The 12,390-nt window shown below is 51.3% G+C and carries 26 protein-coding genes; 1 reads left to right on the top strand and 25 read right to left on the bottom strand.

What is annotated here, in order from left to right; genetic code table 11:
• Window positions 1–13 precede the first annotated feature (13 nt).
• From secY to rpsJ, 22 genes are all read right to left on the bottom strand, one after another.
• Window positions 14–1,345, bottom strand: coding sequence for a preprotein translocase subunit SecY (gene secY, locus ABLV04_RS07805; RefSeq protein ID WP_002919515.1), 1,332 nt, complete (start codon window positions 1,343–1,345; stop codon window positions 14–16).
• Window positions 1,346–1,352: 7 nt separating this feature from the next.
• On the bottom strand, window positions 1,353–1,787 hold the full coding sequence (gene rplO / locus ABLV04_RS07800) for a 50S ribosomal protein L15 (protein WP_002919516.1): 435 nt from the start codon (window positions 1,785–1,787) through the stop codon (window positions 1,353–1,355).
• Between the two features lie 3 nt (window positions 1,788–1,790).
• Window positions 1,791–1,970: a 50S ribosomal protein L30 gene (rpmD, locus tag ABLV04_RS07795; RefSeq protein WP_001140434.1), complete on the bottom strand. Its 180-nt coding sequence runs from the start codon at window positions 1,968–1,970 to the stop codon at window positions 1,791–1,793.
• Between the two features lie 3 nt (window positions 1,971–1,973).
• Window positions 1,974–2,477, bottom strand: coding sequence for a 30S ribosomal protein S5 (gene rpsE, locus ABLV04_RS07790; protein ID WP_002919545.1), 504 nt, complete (start codon window positions 2,475–2,477; stop codon window positions 1,974–1,976).
• Window positions 2,478–2,491: 14 nt separating this feature from the next.
• Window positions 2,492–2,845: a 50S ribosomal protein L18 gene (rplR, locus tag ABLV04_RS07785; RefSeq protein ID WP_000358960.1), complete on the bottom strand. Its 354-nt coding sequence runs from the start codon at window positions 2,843–2,845 to the stop codon at window positions 2,492–2,494.
• 9 nt (window positions 2,846–2,854) lie between these two features.
• A complete protein-coding gene (rplF, locus tag ABLV04_RS07780; protein ID WP_002919662.1) occupies window positions 2,855–3,388 on the bottom strand; it encodes a 50S ribosomal protein L6 in 534 nt (177 codons plus the stop codon).
• Between the two features lie 12 nt (window positions 3,389–3,400).
• Window positions 3,401–3,793 (bottom strand): 30S ribosomal protein S8, encoded by a 393-nt coding sequence (rpsH, locus tag ABLV04_RS07775; protein WP_002919665.1) that lies wholly within the window; start codon window positions 3,791–3,793, stop codon window positions 3,401–3,403.
• Window positions 3,794–3,826: 33 nt separating this feature from the next.
• Entirely contained in the window at window positions 3,827–4,132 is a 306-nt protein-coding gene (gene rpsN / locus ABLV04_RS07770; RefSeq protein WP_002919667.1) for a 30S ribosomal protein S14, read from the bottom strand.
• 14 nt (window positions 4,133–4,146) lie between these two features.
• Window positions 4,147–4,686 (bottom strand): 50S ribosomal protein L5, encoded by a 540-nt coding sequence (rplE, locus tag ABLV04_RS07765; RefSeq protein WP_001096200.1) that lies wholly within the window; start codon window positions 4,684–4,686, stop codon window positions 4,147–4,149.
• 14 nt (window positions 4,687–4,700) lie between these two features.
• Window positions 4,701–5,015, bottom strand: coding sequence for a 50S ribosomal protein L24 (rplX, locus tag ABLV04_RS07760; RefSeq protein WP_000729185.1), 315 nt, complete (start codon window positions 5,013–5,015; stop codon window positions 4,701–4,703).
• 10 nt (window positions 5,016–5,025) lie between these two features.
• Window positions 5,026–5,397, bottom strand: coding sequence for a 50S ribosomal protein L14 (gene rplN / locus ABLV04_RS07755; protein ID WP_002919748.1), 372 nt, complete (start codon window positions 5,395–5,397; stop codon window positions 5,026–5,028).
• Between the two features lie 165 nt (window positions 5,398–5,562).
• Window positions 5,563–5,817 (bottom strand): 30S ribosomal protein S17, encoded by a 255-nt coding sequence (gene rpsQ / locus ABLV04_RS07750; RefSeq protein WP_002919751.1) that lies wholly within the window; start codon window positions 5,815–5,817, stop codon window positions 5,563–5,565.
• Window positions 5,817–6,008 carry a 50S ribosomal protein L29 gene (gene rpmC / locus ABLV04_RS07745; protein WP_002919754.1) on the bottom strand — a complete coding sequence of 64 codons (192 nt, stop codon included), beginning with the start codon at window positions 6,006–6,008 and terminating at the stop codon, window positions 5,817–5,819. The genes rpsQ and rpmC overlap by 1 nt, the downstream gene beginning before the upstream one ends.
• A complete protein-coding gene (rplP, locus tag ABLV04_RS07740) occupies window positions 6,008–6,418 on the bottom strand; it encodes a 50S ribosomal protein L16 (RefSeq protein ID WP_002919759.1) in 411 nt (136 codons plus the stop codon). Before rplP ends, rpmC begins: the two co-directional genes overlap by 1 nt.
• Window positions 6,419–6,430: 12 nt before the next feature.
• Entirely contained in the window at window positions 6,431–7,129 is a 699-nt protein-coding gene (rpsC, locus tag ABLV04_RS07735; RefSeq protein WP_002919766.1) for a 30S ribosomal protein S3, read from the bottom strand.
• Window positions 7,130–7,146: 17 nt separating this feature from the next.
• Window positions 7,147–7,479 (bottom strand): 50S ribosomal protein L22, encoded by a 333-nt coding sequence (gene rplV, locus ABLV04_RS07730; RefSeq protein ID WP_002919773.1) that lies wholly within the window; start codon window positions 7,477–7,479, stop codon window positions 7,147–7,149.
• Between the two features lie 14 nt (window positions 7,480–7,493).
• Window positions 7,494–7,772 carry a 30S ribosomal protein S19 gene (rpsS, locus tag ABLV04_RS07725; protein ID WP_001138115.1) on the bottom strand — a complete coding sequence of 93 codons (279 nt, stop codon included), beginning with the start codon at window positions 7,770–7,772 and terminating at the stop codon, window positions 7,494–7,496.
• Between the two features lie 16 nt (window positions 7,773–7,788).
• A complete protein-coding gene (rplB, locus tag ABLV04_RS07720) occupies window positions 7,789–8,610 on the bottom strand; it encodes a 50S ribosomal protein L2 (RefSeq protein WP_002919786.1) in 822 nt (273 codons plus the stop codon).
• Window positions 8,611–8,627: 17 nt separating this feature from the next.
• Complete coding sequence (rplW, locus tag ABLV04_RS07715) at window positions 8,628–8,930, bottom strand: 50S ribosomal protein L23 (RefSeq protein WP_000617546.1); 303 nt, start codon at window positions 8,928–8,930, stop codon at window positions 8,628–8,630.
• Window positions 8,927–9,532 (bottom strand): 50S ribosomal protein L4, encoded by a 606-nt coding sequence (rplD, locus tag ABLV04_RS07710; RefSeq protein ID WP_002919794.1) that lies wholly within the window; start codon window positions 9,530–9,532, stop codon window positions 8,927–8,929. The genes rplW and rplD overlap by 4 nt, the downstream gene beginning before the upstream one ends.
• 10 nt (window positions 9,533–9,542) lie before the next feature.
• On the bottom strand, window positions 9,543–10,172 hold the full coding sequence (gene rplC / locus ABLV04_RS07705) for a 50S ribosomal protein L3 (RefSeq protein ID WP_002919796.1): 630 nt from the start codon (window positions 10,170–10,172) through the stop codon (window positions 9,543–9,545).
• A gap of 32 nt (window positions 10,173–10,204) precedes the next feature.
• Entirely contained in the window at window positions 10,205–10,516 is a 312-nt protein-coding gene (gene rpsJ / locus ABLV04_RS07700) for a 30S ribosomal protein S10 (protein ID WP_001181005.1), read from the bottom strand.
• Window positions 10,517–10,898: 382 nt separating this feature from the next.
• Between rpsJ and ABLV04_RS07695 the strand changes: the two genes are divergently transcribed.
• Window positions 10,899–11,384: an A24 family peptidase gene (locus ABLV04_RS07695; protein ID WP_110238511.1), complete on the top strand. Its 486-nt coding sequence runs from the start codon at window positions 10,899–10,901 to the stop codon at window positions 11,382–11,384.
• Here ABLV04_RS07695 and bfr read toward each other — a convergent pair.
• The 3 genes from bfr to ABLV04_RS07680 form a co-directional block, all read right to left on the bottom strand.
• Window positions 11,368–11,844, bottom strand: a complete 477-nt coding sequence (bfr, locus tag ABLV04_RS07690) for a bacterioferritin (RefSeq protein WP_004206792.1) — start codon at window positions 11,842–11,844, stop codon at window positions 11,368–11,370. The two genes, ABLV04_RS07695 and bfr, sit on opposite strands and share 17 nt — an antisense overlap.
• A 73-nt stretch (window positions 11,845–11,917) precedes the next feature.
• Entirely contained in the window at window positions 11,918–12,112 is a 195-nt protein-coding gene (bfd, locus tag ABLV04_RS07685) for a bacterioferritin-associated ferredoxin (RefSeq protein WP_044524940.1), read from the bottom strand.
• Between the two features lie 180 nt (window positions 12,113–12,292).
• On the bottom strand, window positions 12,293–12,390 hold a 98-nt coding region (locus ABLV04_RS07680; RefSeq protein WP_072082015.1), incomplete at its 5' end, for an elongation factor Tu.

The following is a 12,390-nucleotide window of genomic DNA, read 5'->3' as shown; positions in this document are numbered from 1 at the left end:
CGGGCGACCAGTTTTAGCGGCCGTAGCCTTTCAGGTTCGCCTTCTTCAATGCAGACTCATACTGACTGGACATCATCAGAGTTTGCACTTGAGCCATAAAGTCCATAATCACGACAACAACGATAAGCAGCGAGGTCCCACCGAAGTAGAACGGCACTTTCATCGCGTCACGCATGAACTCCGGGATCAGGCAGATAAAAGTAATGTACAACGCACCAACCAGAGTCAGGCGAGTCATCACTTTATCGATATACTTCGCCGTTTGCTCTCCCGGACGAATTCCTGGTACAAATGCACCGGACTTCTTCAGGTTATCTGCTGTTTCACGCGGGTTGAAAACCAACGCCGTGTAGAAGAAACAGAAGAAGATGATTGCAGACGCATAGAGTAACACATAAAGCGGTTGCCCAGGCTGCAAATACAGCGAAATTGTTGTCAGCCAGTTCCAACCAGTACCACCCCCGAACCATGACGTGATGGTTGCCGGGAACAGTATAATACTGGAAGCGAAGATTGCCGGGATTACCCCCGCCATATTCACTTTCAGCGGTAAATGTGTGCTCTGTGCAGCATAGACACGACGACCCTGTTGACGTTTCGCGTAGTTTACCACAATGCGGCGTTGCCCACGTTCAACGAATACAACAAAGAAGGTCACTGCAAATACTAATACTGCAACCAACAGCAACAGGAGGAAGTGCAGGTCGCCTTGACGCGCTTGCTCGATAGTATGGGCGATGGCCGGCGGGAGTCCCGCAACGATACCGGCGAAGATAATGATCGAGATACCGTTACCGATACCGCGTTCAGTGATCTGTTCGCCGAGCCACATCAGGAACATAGTCCCTGTGACCAGACTAACAACAGCGGTGAAATAGAATGCAAAGCCTGGATTAATCACCAGGCCCTGCATACCAGGCATATTCGGCAGACCGGTAGCAATACCGATCGACTGGAATATCGCCAGCACCAGAGTACCGTAGCGGGTGTACTGGCTGATCTTACGACGACCAGACTCCCCTTCTTTCTTCAGTTCCGCCAGCGGTTGATAAACCACCGTCAGCAGCTGCACGATGATTGATGCCGAGATATACGGCATAATCCCCAATGCAAAGATAGAAGCACGGCTGAGAGCACCACCAGAGAACATGTTGAACATTTCAATGATGGTGCCTCGCTGTTGCTCAAGCAGTTTGGCAAGTACAGCGGCATCAATACCAGGGATCGGAATAAAAGAGCCAATACGGAACACTATCAGCGCACCGACCACAAACAGAAGTCTGCGTTTCAGTTCGCCAAGGCCACCTTTGGCACTTTGAAAATCTAATCCCGGTTGTTTAGCCATCTGCTACTTATTCCTCAATTTTACCGCCAGCAGCTTCGATAGCAGCACGAGCACCTTTAGTCACACGCAGGCCACGAACAGTTACCGGACGAGTTACCTCACCAGACAGGATCACTTTCGCGAACTCGATCTGGACACCGATAATGTTAGCCGCTTTCAGCGCGTTCAGGTCTACTACATCGCCTTCTACGTGAGCCAGATCGGAGAGACGGATCTCTGCGGTGATCATCGCTTTACGAGAAGTGAAGCCGAATTTCGGCAGACGACGGTACAGAGGCATCTGACCACCCTCGAAACCGCGACGTACGCCACCGCCAGAACGAGATTTCTGACCTTTGTGACCACGACCACCGGTTTTACCGAGGCCAGAACCGATACCACGACCCAGGCGTTTACCCGCCTTTTTGGAGCCTTCGGCCGGAGACAGAGTATTTAAACGCATCTCTTACTCCTCAACTTTAACCATGAAGGAAACCGCGTTGACCATACCACGAACAGCAGGAGTATCCTCGCGCTCTACGGTGTGACCAATACGACGCAGACCCAGGCCAAGCAGCGTTGCCTTGTGTTTCGGCAGACGACCGATTGCACTGCGGGTTTGAGTAATTTTAATAGTCTTTGCCATGGTTTATTTCCCCAGAATTTCTTCAACGGATTTACCACGCTTGGCAGCGACCATATCCGGGGACTTCATGTTTTCCAGACCGTCGATAGTTGCACGAACCACGTTAATCGGGTTAGTGGAACCATACGCTTTAGCCAGAACGTTACGAACCCCAGCGACTTCCAGAACGGCGCGCATTGCACCACCGGCGATGATACCGGTACCTTCGGAAGCCGGCTGCATGAATACACGAGAACCCGTGTGAGTACCCTTAACCGGGTGCTGCAGGGTGCCGTGGTTCAGCGCGACGTTAATCATATTGCGACGGGCTTTTTCCATCGCTTTCTGGATCGCTGCTGGAACTTCACGCGCTTTACCGTAACCAAAACCAACGCGACCGTTACCATCGCCAACTACAGTCAGAGCTGTGAAGGAGAAAATACGACCACCTTTAACGGTTTTAGATACGCGGTTTACCGCGATCAGCTTTTCCTGCAGTTCGCCAGCTTGTTTTTCGATGTGAGCCATCTTACACCTCTACCTTAGAACTGAAGGCCAGCTTCACGGGCAGCATCTGCCAGTGCCTGGACACGACCATGATATTGGAACCCGGAACGGTCAAAGGAAACATCTTTGATGCCTTTTTCCAGAGCGCGTTCAGCGACAGCTTTACCCACAGCTGCAGCAGCGTCTTTGTTACCGGTGTACTTCAGTTGTTCAGCGATAGCTTTTTCTACAGTAGAAGCAGCTACCAGAACTTCAGAACCATTCGGTGCAATTACCTGTGCGTAAATGTGACGCGGGGTACGATGTACCACCAGGCGAGTTGCGCCCAGCTCCTGGAGCTTGCGGCGTGCGCGGGTCGCACGACGGATACGAGCAGATTTCTTATCCATAGTGTTACCTTACTTCTTCTTAGCCTCTTTGGTACGCACGACTTCGTCGGCGTAACGAACACCCTTGCCTTTGTAAGGCTCAGGACGACGGTAGGCGCGCAGATCTGCTGCAACCTGGCCGATCACCTGCTTATCAGCGCCTTTCAGCACGATTTCAGTCTGAGTCGGACATTCTGCAGTGATACCCGCAGGCAGCTGATGATCAACCGGGTGAGAGAAACCTAAAGCCAGGTTTACTACATTCCCTTTGACCGCTGCACGATAACCTACACCAACCAGCTGCAGCTTCTTAGTGAAGCCTTCGGTAACACCGATAACCATTGAGTTCAGCAGGGCACGCGCGGTACCAGCCTGAGCCCAACCGTCTGCGTAACCATCACGCGGACCGAAGGTCAGTGCATTATCTGCATGTTTAACTTCAACAGCATCGTTGAGAGTACGAGTCAGCTCGCCGTTTTTACCTTTGATCGTAATAACCTGACCGTTGATTTTTACATCAACGCCGGCAGGAACAACGACCGGTGCTTTAGCAACACGAGACATTTTTTCCTCCGATTAGGCTACGTAGCAGATAATTTCGCCACCAAGACCAGCCTGGCGCGCTGCACGATCAGTCATAACACCTTTAGAGGTAGAAACAACTGCGATACCCAGACCGGCCATAACTTTCGGCAGCTCATCTTTTTTCTTATAGATGCGCAGACCTGGGCGGCTGACACGCTGAATGCTTTCTACAACAGCTTTACCCTGGAAATACTTAAGAGTCAGTTCCAGTTCCGGCTTGGTGTCGCCTTCAACTTTAAAATCTTCGATAAAACCTTCTTCCTTCAGCACGTTGGCGATTGCCACTTTCAGCTTGGAGGAAGGCATGGTGACCGCAGCTTTGTTCGCGGCCTGACCGTTACGGATACGGGTCAGCATATCCGCGATCGGATCTTGCATGCTCATCTGTCTTTACTCCCGTGATTCAATTGGTGACAATTACCAGCTAGCCTTTTTCAGACCCGGGATTTCACCGCGCATAGCGGCTTCACGGACCTTAATACGGCTCAACCCGAACTTCCGCAGGAAACCATGCGGACGACCTGTTTGACGGCAGCGGTTACGCTGACGAGACGGGCTGGAATCACGCGGCAGAGTCTGCAGCTTGAGAACGGCATTCCAACGATCTTCGTCGGTTGCGTTCACATCAGAGATGATAGCTTTCAGTTCAGCGCGTTTAGCGAAGAATTTATCAGCTAAAGCCACGCGCTTTACTTCGCGTGCTTTCATTGATTGCTTAGCCATTAAGTAACCCTACCTTACTTGCGGAACGGGAAGTCAAAGGCAGCCAGCAGAGCACGGCCTTCTTCGTCAGATTTCGCAGTAGTGGTAATGGTAATATCCAAACCACGAACGCGGTCGACTTTATCGTAGTCGATTTCTGGGAAGATGATCTGCTCACGGACACCCATGCTGTAGTTGCCACGACCGTCGAAAGACTTAGCGGACAGGCCGCGGAAGTCACGAATACGCGGTACAGCAATAGTGATCAGGCGCTCAAAGAACTCCCACATGCGTTCGCCACGCAGAGTTACTTTACAGCCGATCGGATAGCCCTGACGGATTTTGAAGCCTGCAACTGATTTGCGTGCTTTGGTGATCAGCGGTTTTTGACCGGAGATTGCTGCCAGGTCAGCTGCTGCGTTATCCAGCAGTTTCTTGTCAGCGATCGCTTCACCAACACCCATGTTCAGGGTGATCTTCTCGACCCGAGGGACTTGCATGACAGAATTGTAGTTAAACTCAGTCATGAGTTTCTTAACTACTTCGTCTTTGTAGTAATCATGCAGTTTCGCCATCGTACTACTCCAAATTACTTGATAGTTTCGCTGTTAGACTTGAAGAAACGGACTTTTTTGCCGTCTTCGAATCTAAAGCCTACACGGTCAGCCTTGCCGGTTGCCGCATTGAAGATTGCAACGTTAGAAACCTGAATTGCAGCTTCTTTTTCAACGATGCCGCCTGGTTGGTTCAGAGCCGGAACCGGCTTCTGGTGTTTCTTAACCAGGTTGATACCTTCAACAATGACCTTGCCGGAAGACAGGACATTCTTAACTTTACCGCGCTTACCTTTATCTTTACCGGTTAACACGATAACTTCGTCATCACGACGGATTTTCGCTGCCATGATTCGCTCCTTAGAGTACTTCTGGTGCCAGAGAGATAATTTTCATGAACTTCTCGGTACGAAGTTCACGAGTTACCGGCCCAAAAATACGCGTACCGATAGGCTGCTCGCTGTTATTGTTCAGAATAACGCATGCATTACCATCGAAGCGAATGACAGAACCGTCCGGGCGACGAACACCCTTCTTGGTGCGCACCACTACCGCCTTCAGCACATCACCTTTTTTGACCTTACCACGCGGAATTGCTTCTTTGATGGTGATCTTGATGATGTCGCCTACGCCTGCGTAGCGACGGTGCGAGCCACCCAGAACCTTGATACACATTACGCGACGTGCACCGGAGTTGTCGGCGACGTTCAGCATAGTCTGTTCTTGGATCATTTTAGTGCTCCGCTAATGTCAACTACTACTGAGACCCGAAAATTAGGGTCGTTAAAAAGCCCCATATCGAGGGCGCGGCATTATAACACCACAAACCAGATATGGGTAGAAAAAATAAACGGCTCATCGCTGAGCCGTTTATCCGTATCGAGAATGCGTACTCTATTACAGAACCGCTTTCTCTACAACGCGAACCAGCGTCCAGGACTTAGTCTTGGACAGCGGACGGCATTCGCGGATTTCAACCTTGTCGCCGATACCGCATTCGTTGTTCTCGTCATGTACGTGCAGTTTGGTCGTACGTTTGATGAATTTGCCGTAAACCGGGTGTTTCACCATACGTTCGATAGCAACAACAATGGATTTCTCCATTTTGTCGCTAACTACGCGACCTTGCAGAGTACGGATTTTATCGGTCATTACGCACCCGCCTTCTGAGTCAGTAAAGTCTTAACGCGTGCAACATCACGACGCACTTGCTTCAGCAGATGAGTCTGTTGCAGCTGGCCACTTGCAGCCTGCATGCGCAGGTTGAACTGCTCACGCAGCAGGTTCAGCAGCTCAGCGTTCAGCTCTTCAACGCTTTTTTCACGCAGCTCTTTTGCTTTCATTACATCACCGTCTTAGTTACAAAGGTGGTTTTGATCGGCAGTTTCGCTGCTGCCAGGCCGAATGCTTCACGGGCCAGCTCTTCCGGTACACCGTCCATTTCATACAGGACTTTACCCGGCTGAATCAAGGCAACCCAGTACTCCACGTTACCTTTACCTTTACCCATACGAACTTCCAGCGGCTTCTCGGTGATCGGTTTGTCCGGGAATACACGGATCCAGATCTTACCTTGACGCTTAACTGCACGGGTCATAGCACGACGTGCTGCTTCGATCTGACGTGCAGTCAGACGACCACGGCCAACAGCTTTCAGACCGAAAGTGCCGAAGCTAACATCCGTACCCTGCGCCAGACCACGGTTGCGGCCTTTGTGCACTTTACGGAATTTTGTACGCTTTGGTTGTAACATCAGCGACGCTCCTTATTTACGGCCTTTACGCTGCTGCTTTTTAGGTTGAGCAGCCGGTTCCGGTTGTTCAACAGCAGCCATACCACCCAGGATCTCACCTTTGAAGATCCATACCTTAACGCCGATTACACCGTAAGTGGTGTGCGCTTCAGAGGTGTTGTAGTCGATGTCAGCACGCAGAGTGTGCAGCGGTACGCGACCTTCACGGTACCATTCGGTACGTGCGATTTCCGCGCCGCCCAGACGGCCGCTAACTTCAACTTTGATACCTTTAGCGCCCAGACGCATTGCGTTCTGTACAGCACGCTTCATCGCACGACGGAACATAACGCGACGTTCCAGCTGAGAAGTGATGCTGTCAGCAACCAGTTTTGCGTCCAGTTCAGGTTTACGAACTTCGGCGATATTGATCTGTGCAGGTACGCCAGCGATATCCGCTACGACCTTGCGCAGTTTTTCTACGTCTTCGCCTTTCTTACCGATAACGATACCCGGGCGAGCGGTGTGAATGGTCACACGGATGCTCTTAGCCGGACGCTCGATAACGATGCGAGATACAGACGCTTTAGCCAGTTCTTTAGTCAGGAACTGACGTACTTTAAAATCGCTGTCCAGGTTGTCAGCGAATTCTTTGGTGTTCGCGAACCAGGTAGAGTTCCATGGTTTGACAATACCCAGGCGAATACCATTAGGATGTACTTTCTGACCCATTGCTAGTCTCCAGAGTCTCAGCGATCGGACACAACCACAGTGATGTGGCTGGTGCGCTTCAGGATGCGATCTGCACGACCTTTAGCACGCGGCATAATGCGCTTCATGCTCGGGCCTTCGTCTACGAAAATTTTCGCAACTTTCAGATCATCAATGTCAGCGCCATCGTTGTGTTCAGCGTTAGCAATGGCAGATTCCAGTACCTTCTTGACCAGTACAGCAGCTTTTTTGTTGGTGTAGGTCAGAATATCCAGGGCCTGCGACACTTTCTTACCGCGAATCAGGTCAGCTACAAGGCGAACCTTCTGAGCAGAAGAACGAGCATGGCGATGTTGAGCTAAAGTTTCCATCTCTTCCTCCTACCTTATTTCTTCTTCGCTTTTTTATCAGCAGCGTGGCCGCGATAAGTACGAGTCGGTGCGAATTCACCCAGTTTGTGACCGACCATTTCGTCGGAAACAAATACTGGAACGTGCTGACGACCATTATGGACAGCGATGGTCAAACCGATCATGTTAGGAAAGATCGTTGAACGACGGGACCAAGTGCGCAGGGGCTTCTTGTCTCCGCTTTCCACCGCTTTCTCTACCTTCTTCAGCAAGTGCAGGTCAATAAAAGGACCTTTCTTGAGAGAACGTGGCATGGCTTATCCTCTAAAATTATTTGCTACGGCGACGTACGATGAATTTATCAGTACGCTTGTTGCTGCGGGTCTTCTTACCTTTGGTCTGCAGGCCCCACGGGGATACCGGGTGCTTACCAAAGTTACGACCTTCACCACCACCATGTGGGTGGTCTACTGGGTTCATCGCAGTACCGCGAACGGTAGGACGAACACCACGCCAGCGTGCAGCACCTGCTTTACCCAGAACGCGCAGCATATGCTCAGCATTGCCAACTTCGCCCAGAGTAGCGCGGCAGTCTGCTTCGACTTTACGCATTTCACCAGAACGCAGACGCAGGGTGACATAAGCACCGTCGCGAGCAACGATCTGAACGTAAGTACCAGCGGAACGAGCCAGCTGACCGCCTTTACCTGGTTTCATTTCTACGTTATGAACGGTAGAACCAACCGGGATATTGCGCATCGGCAGGGTGTTGCCTGCTTTGATTGCAGCATCAACGCCAGACTGAATCTGGTCGCCAGCTTTCAGGCCTTTCGGGGCCAGGATGTAACGGCGCTCGCCGTCTTTGTACAGAACCAGCGCGATGTTCGCGGAGCGGTTCGGATCGTACTCAAGACGTTCAACAACTGCCGGGATACCATCTTTGTTGCGTTTGAAGTCAACAATACGGTAAGCCTGCTTGTGGCCACCACCGATATGACGGGTGGTGATACGGCCATTGTTGTTACGACCACCGGATTTGCTGTTTTTTTCCAGCAACGGAGCAAAAGGTTTGCCCTTGTGCAGCTCTGGGTTAACCACTTTAACGACGTGGCGACGACCCGGAGATGTCGGTTTACATTTAACAACTGCCATTGTATTACTCCTCCGACTTACTCAGCGCCGCCAACGAAGTCCAGATTCTGGCCTTCTTTCAGGGTGACGTAAGCTTTTTTCCAGTCGCTACGACGACCGATACGCTGTCCGTGACGTTTAACTTTCCCTTTAACAACCAGGGTGTTAACGACTTCGACTTCGACTTCAAACAGTTTCTGCACAGCAGCTTTGATTTCTGCTTTGGTCGCGTCTTTAGCAACTTTGAGAACGATGGTGTTTGTTTTTTCCATCGCAGTAGACGCTTTTTCAGAAACGTGCGGTGCGCGCAGCACCTTCAGCAGACGTTCTTCACGAATCATGCCAGCATCTCCTCAACTTGCTTAACAGCATCAGCAGTCATTACGACTTTGTCGAAGGCGATCAGGCTAACCGGGTCGATACCGTTCGCATCACGTACGTCAACCTTGTGCAGGTTACGTGCGGCCAGGAACAGGTTCTCGTCCAGCTCACCGGTGATGATCAGCACATCTTCCAGAGCCATGTCTTTCAGTTTCTGTGCCAGCAGCTTAGTTTTCGGCGCTTCAACAGAGAACTTCTCGACAACGATCAGACGATCCTGACGTACCAGTTCGGACAGGATGCTTTTCAGCGCGCCGCGGTACATCTTCTTGTTAACTTTTTGACTGTGGTCCTGCGGACGAGCAGCAAAGGTCACGCCACCGGAACGCCAGATCGGGCTCTTGATAGAACCAGAACGCGCACGGCCGGTACCTTTCTGGCGCCACGGTTTTTTACCGGAGCCAGTGATTTCAGCACGAGTCTTCTGAGCACGAGTGCCCTGACGCGCACCAGCTGCATAAGCAACAACAACCTGGTGAACCAGCGCTTCGTTGAAATCACGACCGAAGGTAGTTTCGGAAACAGTCAGCGCGCTCTGCGCGTCTTTCAATACTAATTCCATTGCTATCTCCTCACGCCTTCACAGCTGGTTTAACGATCAGGTCGCTACCGGTCGCACCCGGGACAGCACCTTTAACCAGCAGCAGGTTGCGCTCAGCGTCAACACGTACTACGTCCAGGCTCTGAACGGTTACACGCTCATTACCCAGCTGACCTGCCATTTTCTTGCCTTTGAACACTTTGCCCGGAGTCTGGTTCTGACCGATAGAACCCGGAACGCGGTGGGACAAGGAGTTACCGTGAGTAGCGTCCTGGGTACGGAAGTTCCAGCGCTTAACGGTACCAGCAAAACCTTTACCTTTAGAGGTACCGGTTACGTCAACTTTTTTAACGTCAGCAAACAGTTCAACGCTAATGTTCTGACCTACGGTGAATTCTTCGCCGTCAGCCAGACGGAATTCCCACAGACCACGGCCAGCTTCAACGCCAGCTTTAGCGAAGTGACCCGCTTCCGGCTTGGTTACACGGTTAGCTTTTTTAGCACCGGTGGTAACCTGGATTGCGCGGTAGCCATCGTTAGCCAGGTCTTTAACCTGAGTAACACGGTTTGCTTCAACTTCGATTACGGTTACTGGGATAGAAACGCCATCTTCAGTGAAGATGCGGGTCATGCCCACTTTTTTACCGACTAAACCAATCATTGTTTCAACCTCTCAATCGCTCGATGACCTGATTAACCCAGGCTGATCTGCACGTCTACACCGGCAGCCAGATCCAGACGCATCAGAGCATCAACGGTTTTTTCAGTTGGCTCAACGATGTCAACCAGACGCTTGTGAGTGCGAATTTCGTACTGGTCACGCGCGTCTTTGTTGACGTGCGGGGAGATCAGAACGGTAAAGCGCTCTTTGCGGGTCGGCAGCGGGATCGGACCACGGACTTGCGCACCAGTGCGCTTAGCAGTCTCGACGATTTCCGCGGTTGATTGATCGATCAGACGATGATCAAACGCTTTCAGGCGGATACGGATTCTTTGGTTCTGCATGAGACCAGAGCTCCAATTATTTTATAGACGAAATGATTACTCCTCATACCCATTACGATTGATGGGAGAGTGTAACCGTTCTTACATAGCCCCCCGATTGGGGACATTGTTTGATAACCCAACTGCGATTACCAGGGTTCATATTGAACCGGCCGTCAACTTTGACAGGCCCGCGCATTATACGCAAATTCTGGCGCTACGCAAGTGCTGTTTAGAAAATCATCACCAGGATTTGCGCACCTTCGCGCTAGCGAACGGTACCGGGTGACAACGCGGCAAATTAACGCGGATAGCGCCATCCATTCCAGGGAAGTCCCTTTTGCACTGAACGGGGACAATAAGCATAGTGAGACGATGTTCTTTGACGATTGCGGGGTTAACCATGCTCGCCGCCCTCCCCTTCTTGCTGTGCTATAGCGGATTGACCTTAGCCTTATGCCACCAGGACCTGCGTCACGGCCTGCTGCCCGACCGTTACACCTGTCCCCTGCTGTGGAGTGGTTTGCTTTTTTATCTCTGTCTGGCGCCGTACCAGCTTCATGATGCCGTCTGGGGGGCGATAGCCGGCTATCTCTGTTTGGCTACGCTTTACTGGCTATATCGCGGGATCCGCGGCTATGAGGGATTGGGGTATGGGGATATCAAATATCTCGCCGCCCTCGGCGCCTGGCATGGCTGGCGATTGCTGCCGCAGCTGCTACTGGTGGCATCGCTGCTCGCCTGCGCGGTGTGGGCAGTATCAGGTTTGTACGCCAGGTACGGCGGGAGCAGTAAATGGAGGGGGAACAACCCGCTGCCGTTTGGGCCATTTCTGGCGGCCGCGGGTTTCTGGTGCGGGTGTCAGACGCTGGCTAGTCTGACACTTTGATCTGCGACTGCAGGTAATTTTGCAGACCGATTTTGCCGATCAGATCGAGTTCGGTTTCCAGCCAGTCGATATGGCCTTCTTCATCCGCCAGGATCTCAATCATCATATCGCGGCTGACGTAGTCATGGACGCTGTCGGCATAGGCGATCGCCTCGCGCAGGTTTTGCGCCCCCTCCAGCTCCAGTCTTAAATCGGACTGCAGCATCTCTTCCACATCTTCACCGATGCCAAGTTTGCCGAGATCCTGCAGATTCGGGATACCTTCGAGAAAAAGAATACGCTCGATGTATTTATCGGCGTGCTTCATTTCGTCGATGGATTCGTGGTACTCAATATCGTTGAGGCGCATCAGGCCCCAGTTTTTGAACATTCTCGCATGGAGAAAGTACTGATTAATTGCGACCAGCTCATTTCCCAATAATTTATTGAGATAACTTATGATTTTGACATCACCTTTCATTATATAGTCCCTCCGCTTCCACTCATTGAAGCGTAGTCCGGCCTATAGGGATGTCAAAAGAGAAGCGTGGACTTCAGGCGATTTCTTTGAATTCCGGCAGGGTGGTTAATTCATCTTCCATAACTTCCCGCGCCGCGCGAACACACTTACCGCATTGATTTCCAACGGGAACAAACTTACGTAATTGCTGAAAAGATTGCGGTTGAAACTGGCGAACAACCTGGCGAATTTTTTTATCGCTGACGCCATTGCACAAACAAACGTACATATAAACTCCCGTTCAATTTATGAACAAATATTAAATGAGAATAGTTATGATTACAATAGTCCATTTACTCATTATCCGCCGCAGCGCACGTTATGAATCGCCAGTAGCACCGCCCTTTTCGCTGAACGACGGACAGCAAAAAGGGCGCCGAAGCGCCCTTTTTTATTCAAAGCTAACGAATTAGCCCAGAACTTTAGCTACAACGCCCGCGCCAACGGTACGGCCGCCTTCACGGATTGCGAAACGCAGACCATCGTCCATCGCGATCGGGTGGATCA

The organism is Klebsiella sp. JN_Kp127, assembly GCF_040062505.1.
In the GTDB taxonomy this organism is placed as follows: domain Bacteria; phylum Pseudomonadota; class Gammaproteobacteria; order Enterobacterales; family Enterobacteriaceae; genus Klebsiella; species Klebsiella quasipneumoniae.
This window is presented reverse-complemented; position numbering and strand designations above follow the sequence as displayed.

Excerpts from the sequence above, each read along its gene's own strand:
- secY (WP_002919515.1), bottom strand. The coding sequence starts at position 1,345 with ATGGCTAAACAACCGGGATTAGATTTTCAAAGTGCCAAAGGTGGCCTT.
- rplO (WP_002919516.1), bottom strand. The coding sequence starts at position 1,787 with ATGCGTTTAAATACTCTGTCTCCGGCCGAAGGCTCCAAAAAGGCGGGT.
- rpmD (WP_001140434.1), bottom strand. The coding sequence starts at position 1,970 with ATGGCAAAGACTATTAAAATTACTCAAACCCGCAGTGCAATCGGTCGT.
- rpsE (WP_002919545.1), bottom strand. The coding sequence starts at position 2,477 with ATGGCTCACATCGAAAAACAAGCTGGCGAACTGCAGGAAAAGCTGATC.
- rplR (WP_000358960.1), bottom strand. The coding sequence starts at position 2,845 with ATGGATAAGAAATCTGCTCGTATCCGTCGTGCGACCCGCGCACGCCGC.
- rplF (WP_002919662.1), bottom strand. The coding sequence starts at position 3,388 with ATGTCTCGTGTTGCTAAAGCACCGGTCGTTGTTCCTGCCGGCGTTGAT.
- rpsH (WP_002919665.1), bottom strand. The coding sequence starts at position 3,793 with ATGAGCATGCAAGATCCGATCGCGGATATGCTGACCCGTATCCGTAAC.
- rpsN (WP_002919667.1), bottom strand. The coding sequence starts at position 4,132 with ATGGCTAAGCAATCAATGAAAGCACGCGAAGTAAAGCGCGTGGCTTTA.
- rplE (WP_001096200.1), bottom strand. The coding sequence starts at position 4,686 with ATGGCGAAACTGCATGATTACTACAAAGACGAAGTAGTTAAGAAACTC.
- rplX (WP_000729185.1), bottom strand. The coding sequence starts at position 5,015 with ATGGCAGCGAAAATCCGTCGTGATGACGAAGTTATCGTGTTAACCGGT.
- rplN (WP_002919748.1), bottom strand. The coding sequence starts at position 5,397 with ATGATCCAAGAACAGACTATGCTGAACGTCGCCGACAACTCCGGTGCA.
- rpsQ (WP_002919751.1), bottom strand. The coding sequence starts at position 5,817 with ATGACCGATAAAATCCGTACTCTGCAAGGTCGCGTAGTTAGCGACAAA.
- rpmC (WP_002919754.1), bottom strand. The coding sequence starts at position 6,008 with ATGAAAGCAAAAGAGCTGCGTGAAAAAAGCGTTGAAGAGCTGAACGCT.
- rplP (WP_002919759.1), bottom strand. The coding sequence starts at position 6,418 with ATGTTACAACCAAAGCGTACAAAATTCCGTAAAGTGCACAAAGGCCGC.
- rpsC (WP_002919766.1), bottom strand. The coding sequence starts at position 7,129 with ATGGGTCAGAAAGTACATCCTAATGGTATTCGCCTGGGTATTGTCAAA.
- rplV (WP_002919773.1), bottom strand. The coding sequence starts at position 7,479 with ATGGAAACTTTAGCTCAACATCGCCATGCTCGTTCTTCTGCTCAGAAG.
- rpsS (WP_001138115.1), bottom strand. The coding sequence starts at position 7,772 with ATGCCACGTTCTCTCAAGAAAGGTCCTTTTATTGACCTGCACTTGCTG.
- rplB (WP_002919786.1), bottom strand. The coding sequence starts at position 8,610 with ATGGCAGTTGTTAAATGTAAACCGACATCTCCGGGTCGTCGCCACGTC.
- rplW (WP_000617546.1), bottom strand. The coding sequence starts at position 8,930 with ATGATTCGTGAAGAACGTCTGCTGAAGGTGCTGCGCGCACCGCACGTT.
- rplD (WP_002919794.1), bottom strand. The coding sequence starts at position 9,532 with ATGGAATTAGTATTGAAAGACGCGCAGAGCGCGCTGACTGTTTCCGAA.
- rplC (WP_002919796.1), bottom strand. The coding sequence starts at position 10,172 with ATGATTGGTTTAGTCGGTAAAAAAGTGGGCATGACCCGCATCTTCACT.
- rpsJ (WP_001181005.1), bottom strand. The coding sequence starts at position 10,516 with ATGCAGAACCAAAGAATCCGTATCCGCCTGAAAGCGTTTGATCATCGT.
- ABLV04_RS07695 (WP_110238511.1), top strand. The coding sequence starts at position 10,899 with ATGCTCGCCGCCCTCCCCTTCTTGCTGTGCTATAGCGGATTGACCTTA.
- bfr (WP_004206792.1), bottom strand. The coding sequence starts at position 11,844 with ATGAAAGGTGATGTCAAAATCATAAGTTATCTCAATAAATTATTGGGA.
- bfd (WP_044524940.1), bottom strand. The coding sequence starts at position 12,112 with ATGTACGTTTGTTTGTGCAATGGCGTCAGCGATAAAAAAATTCGCCAG.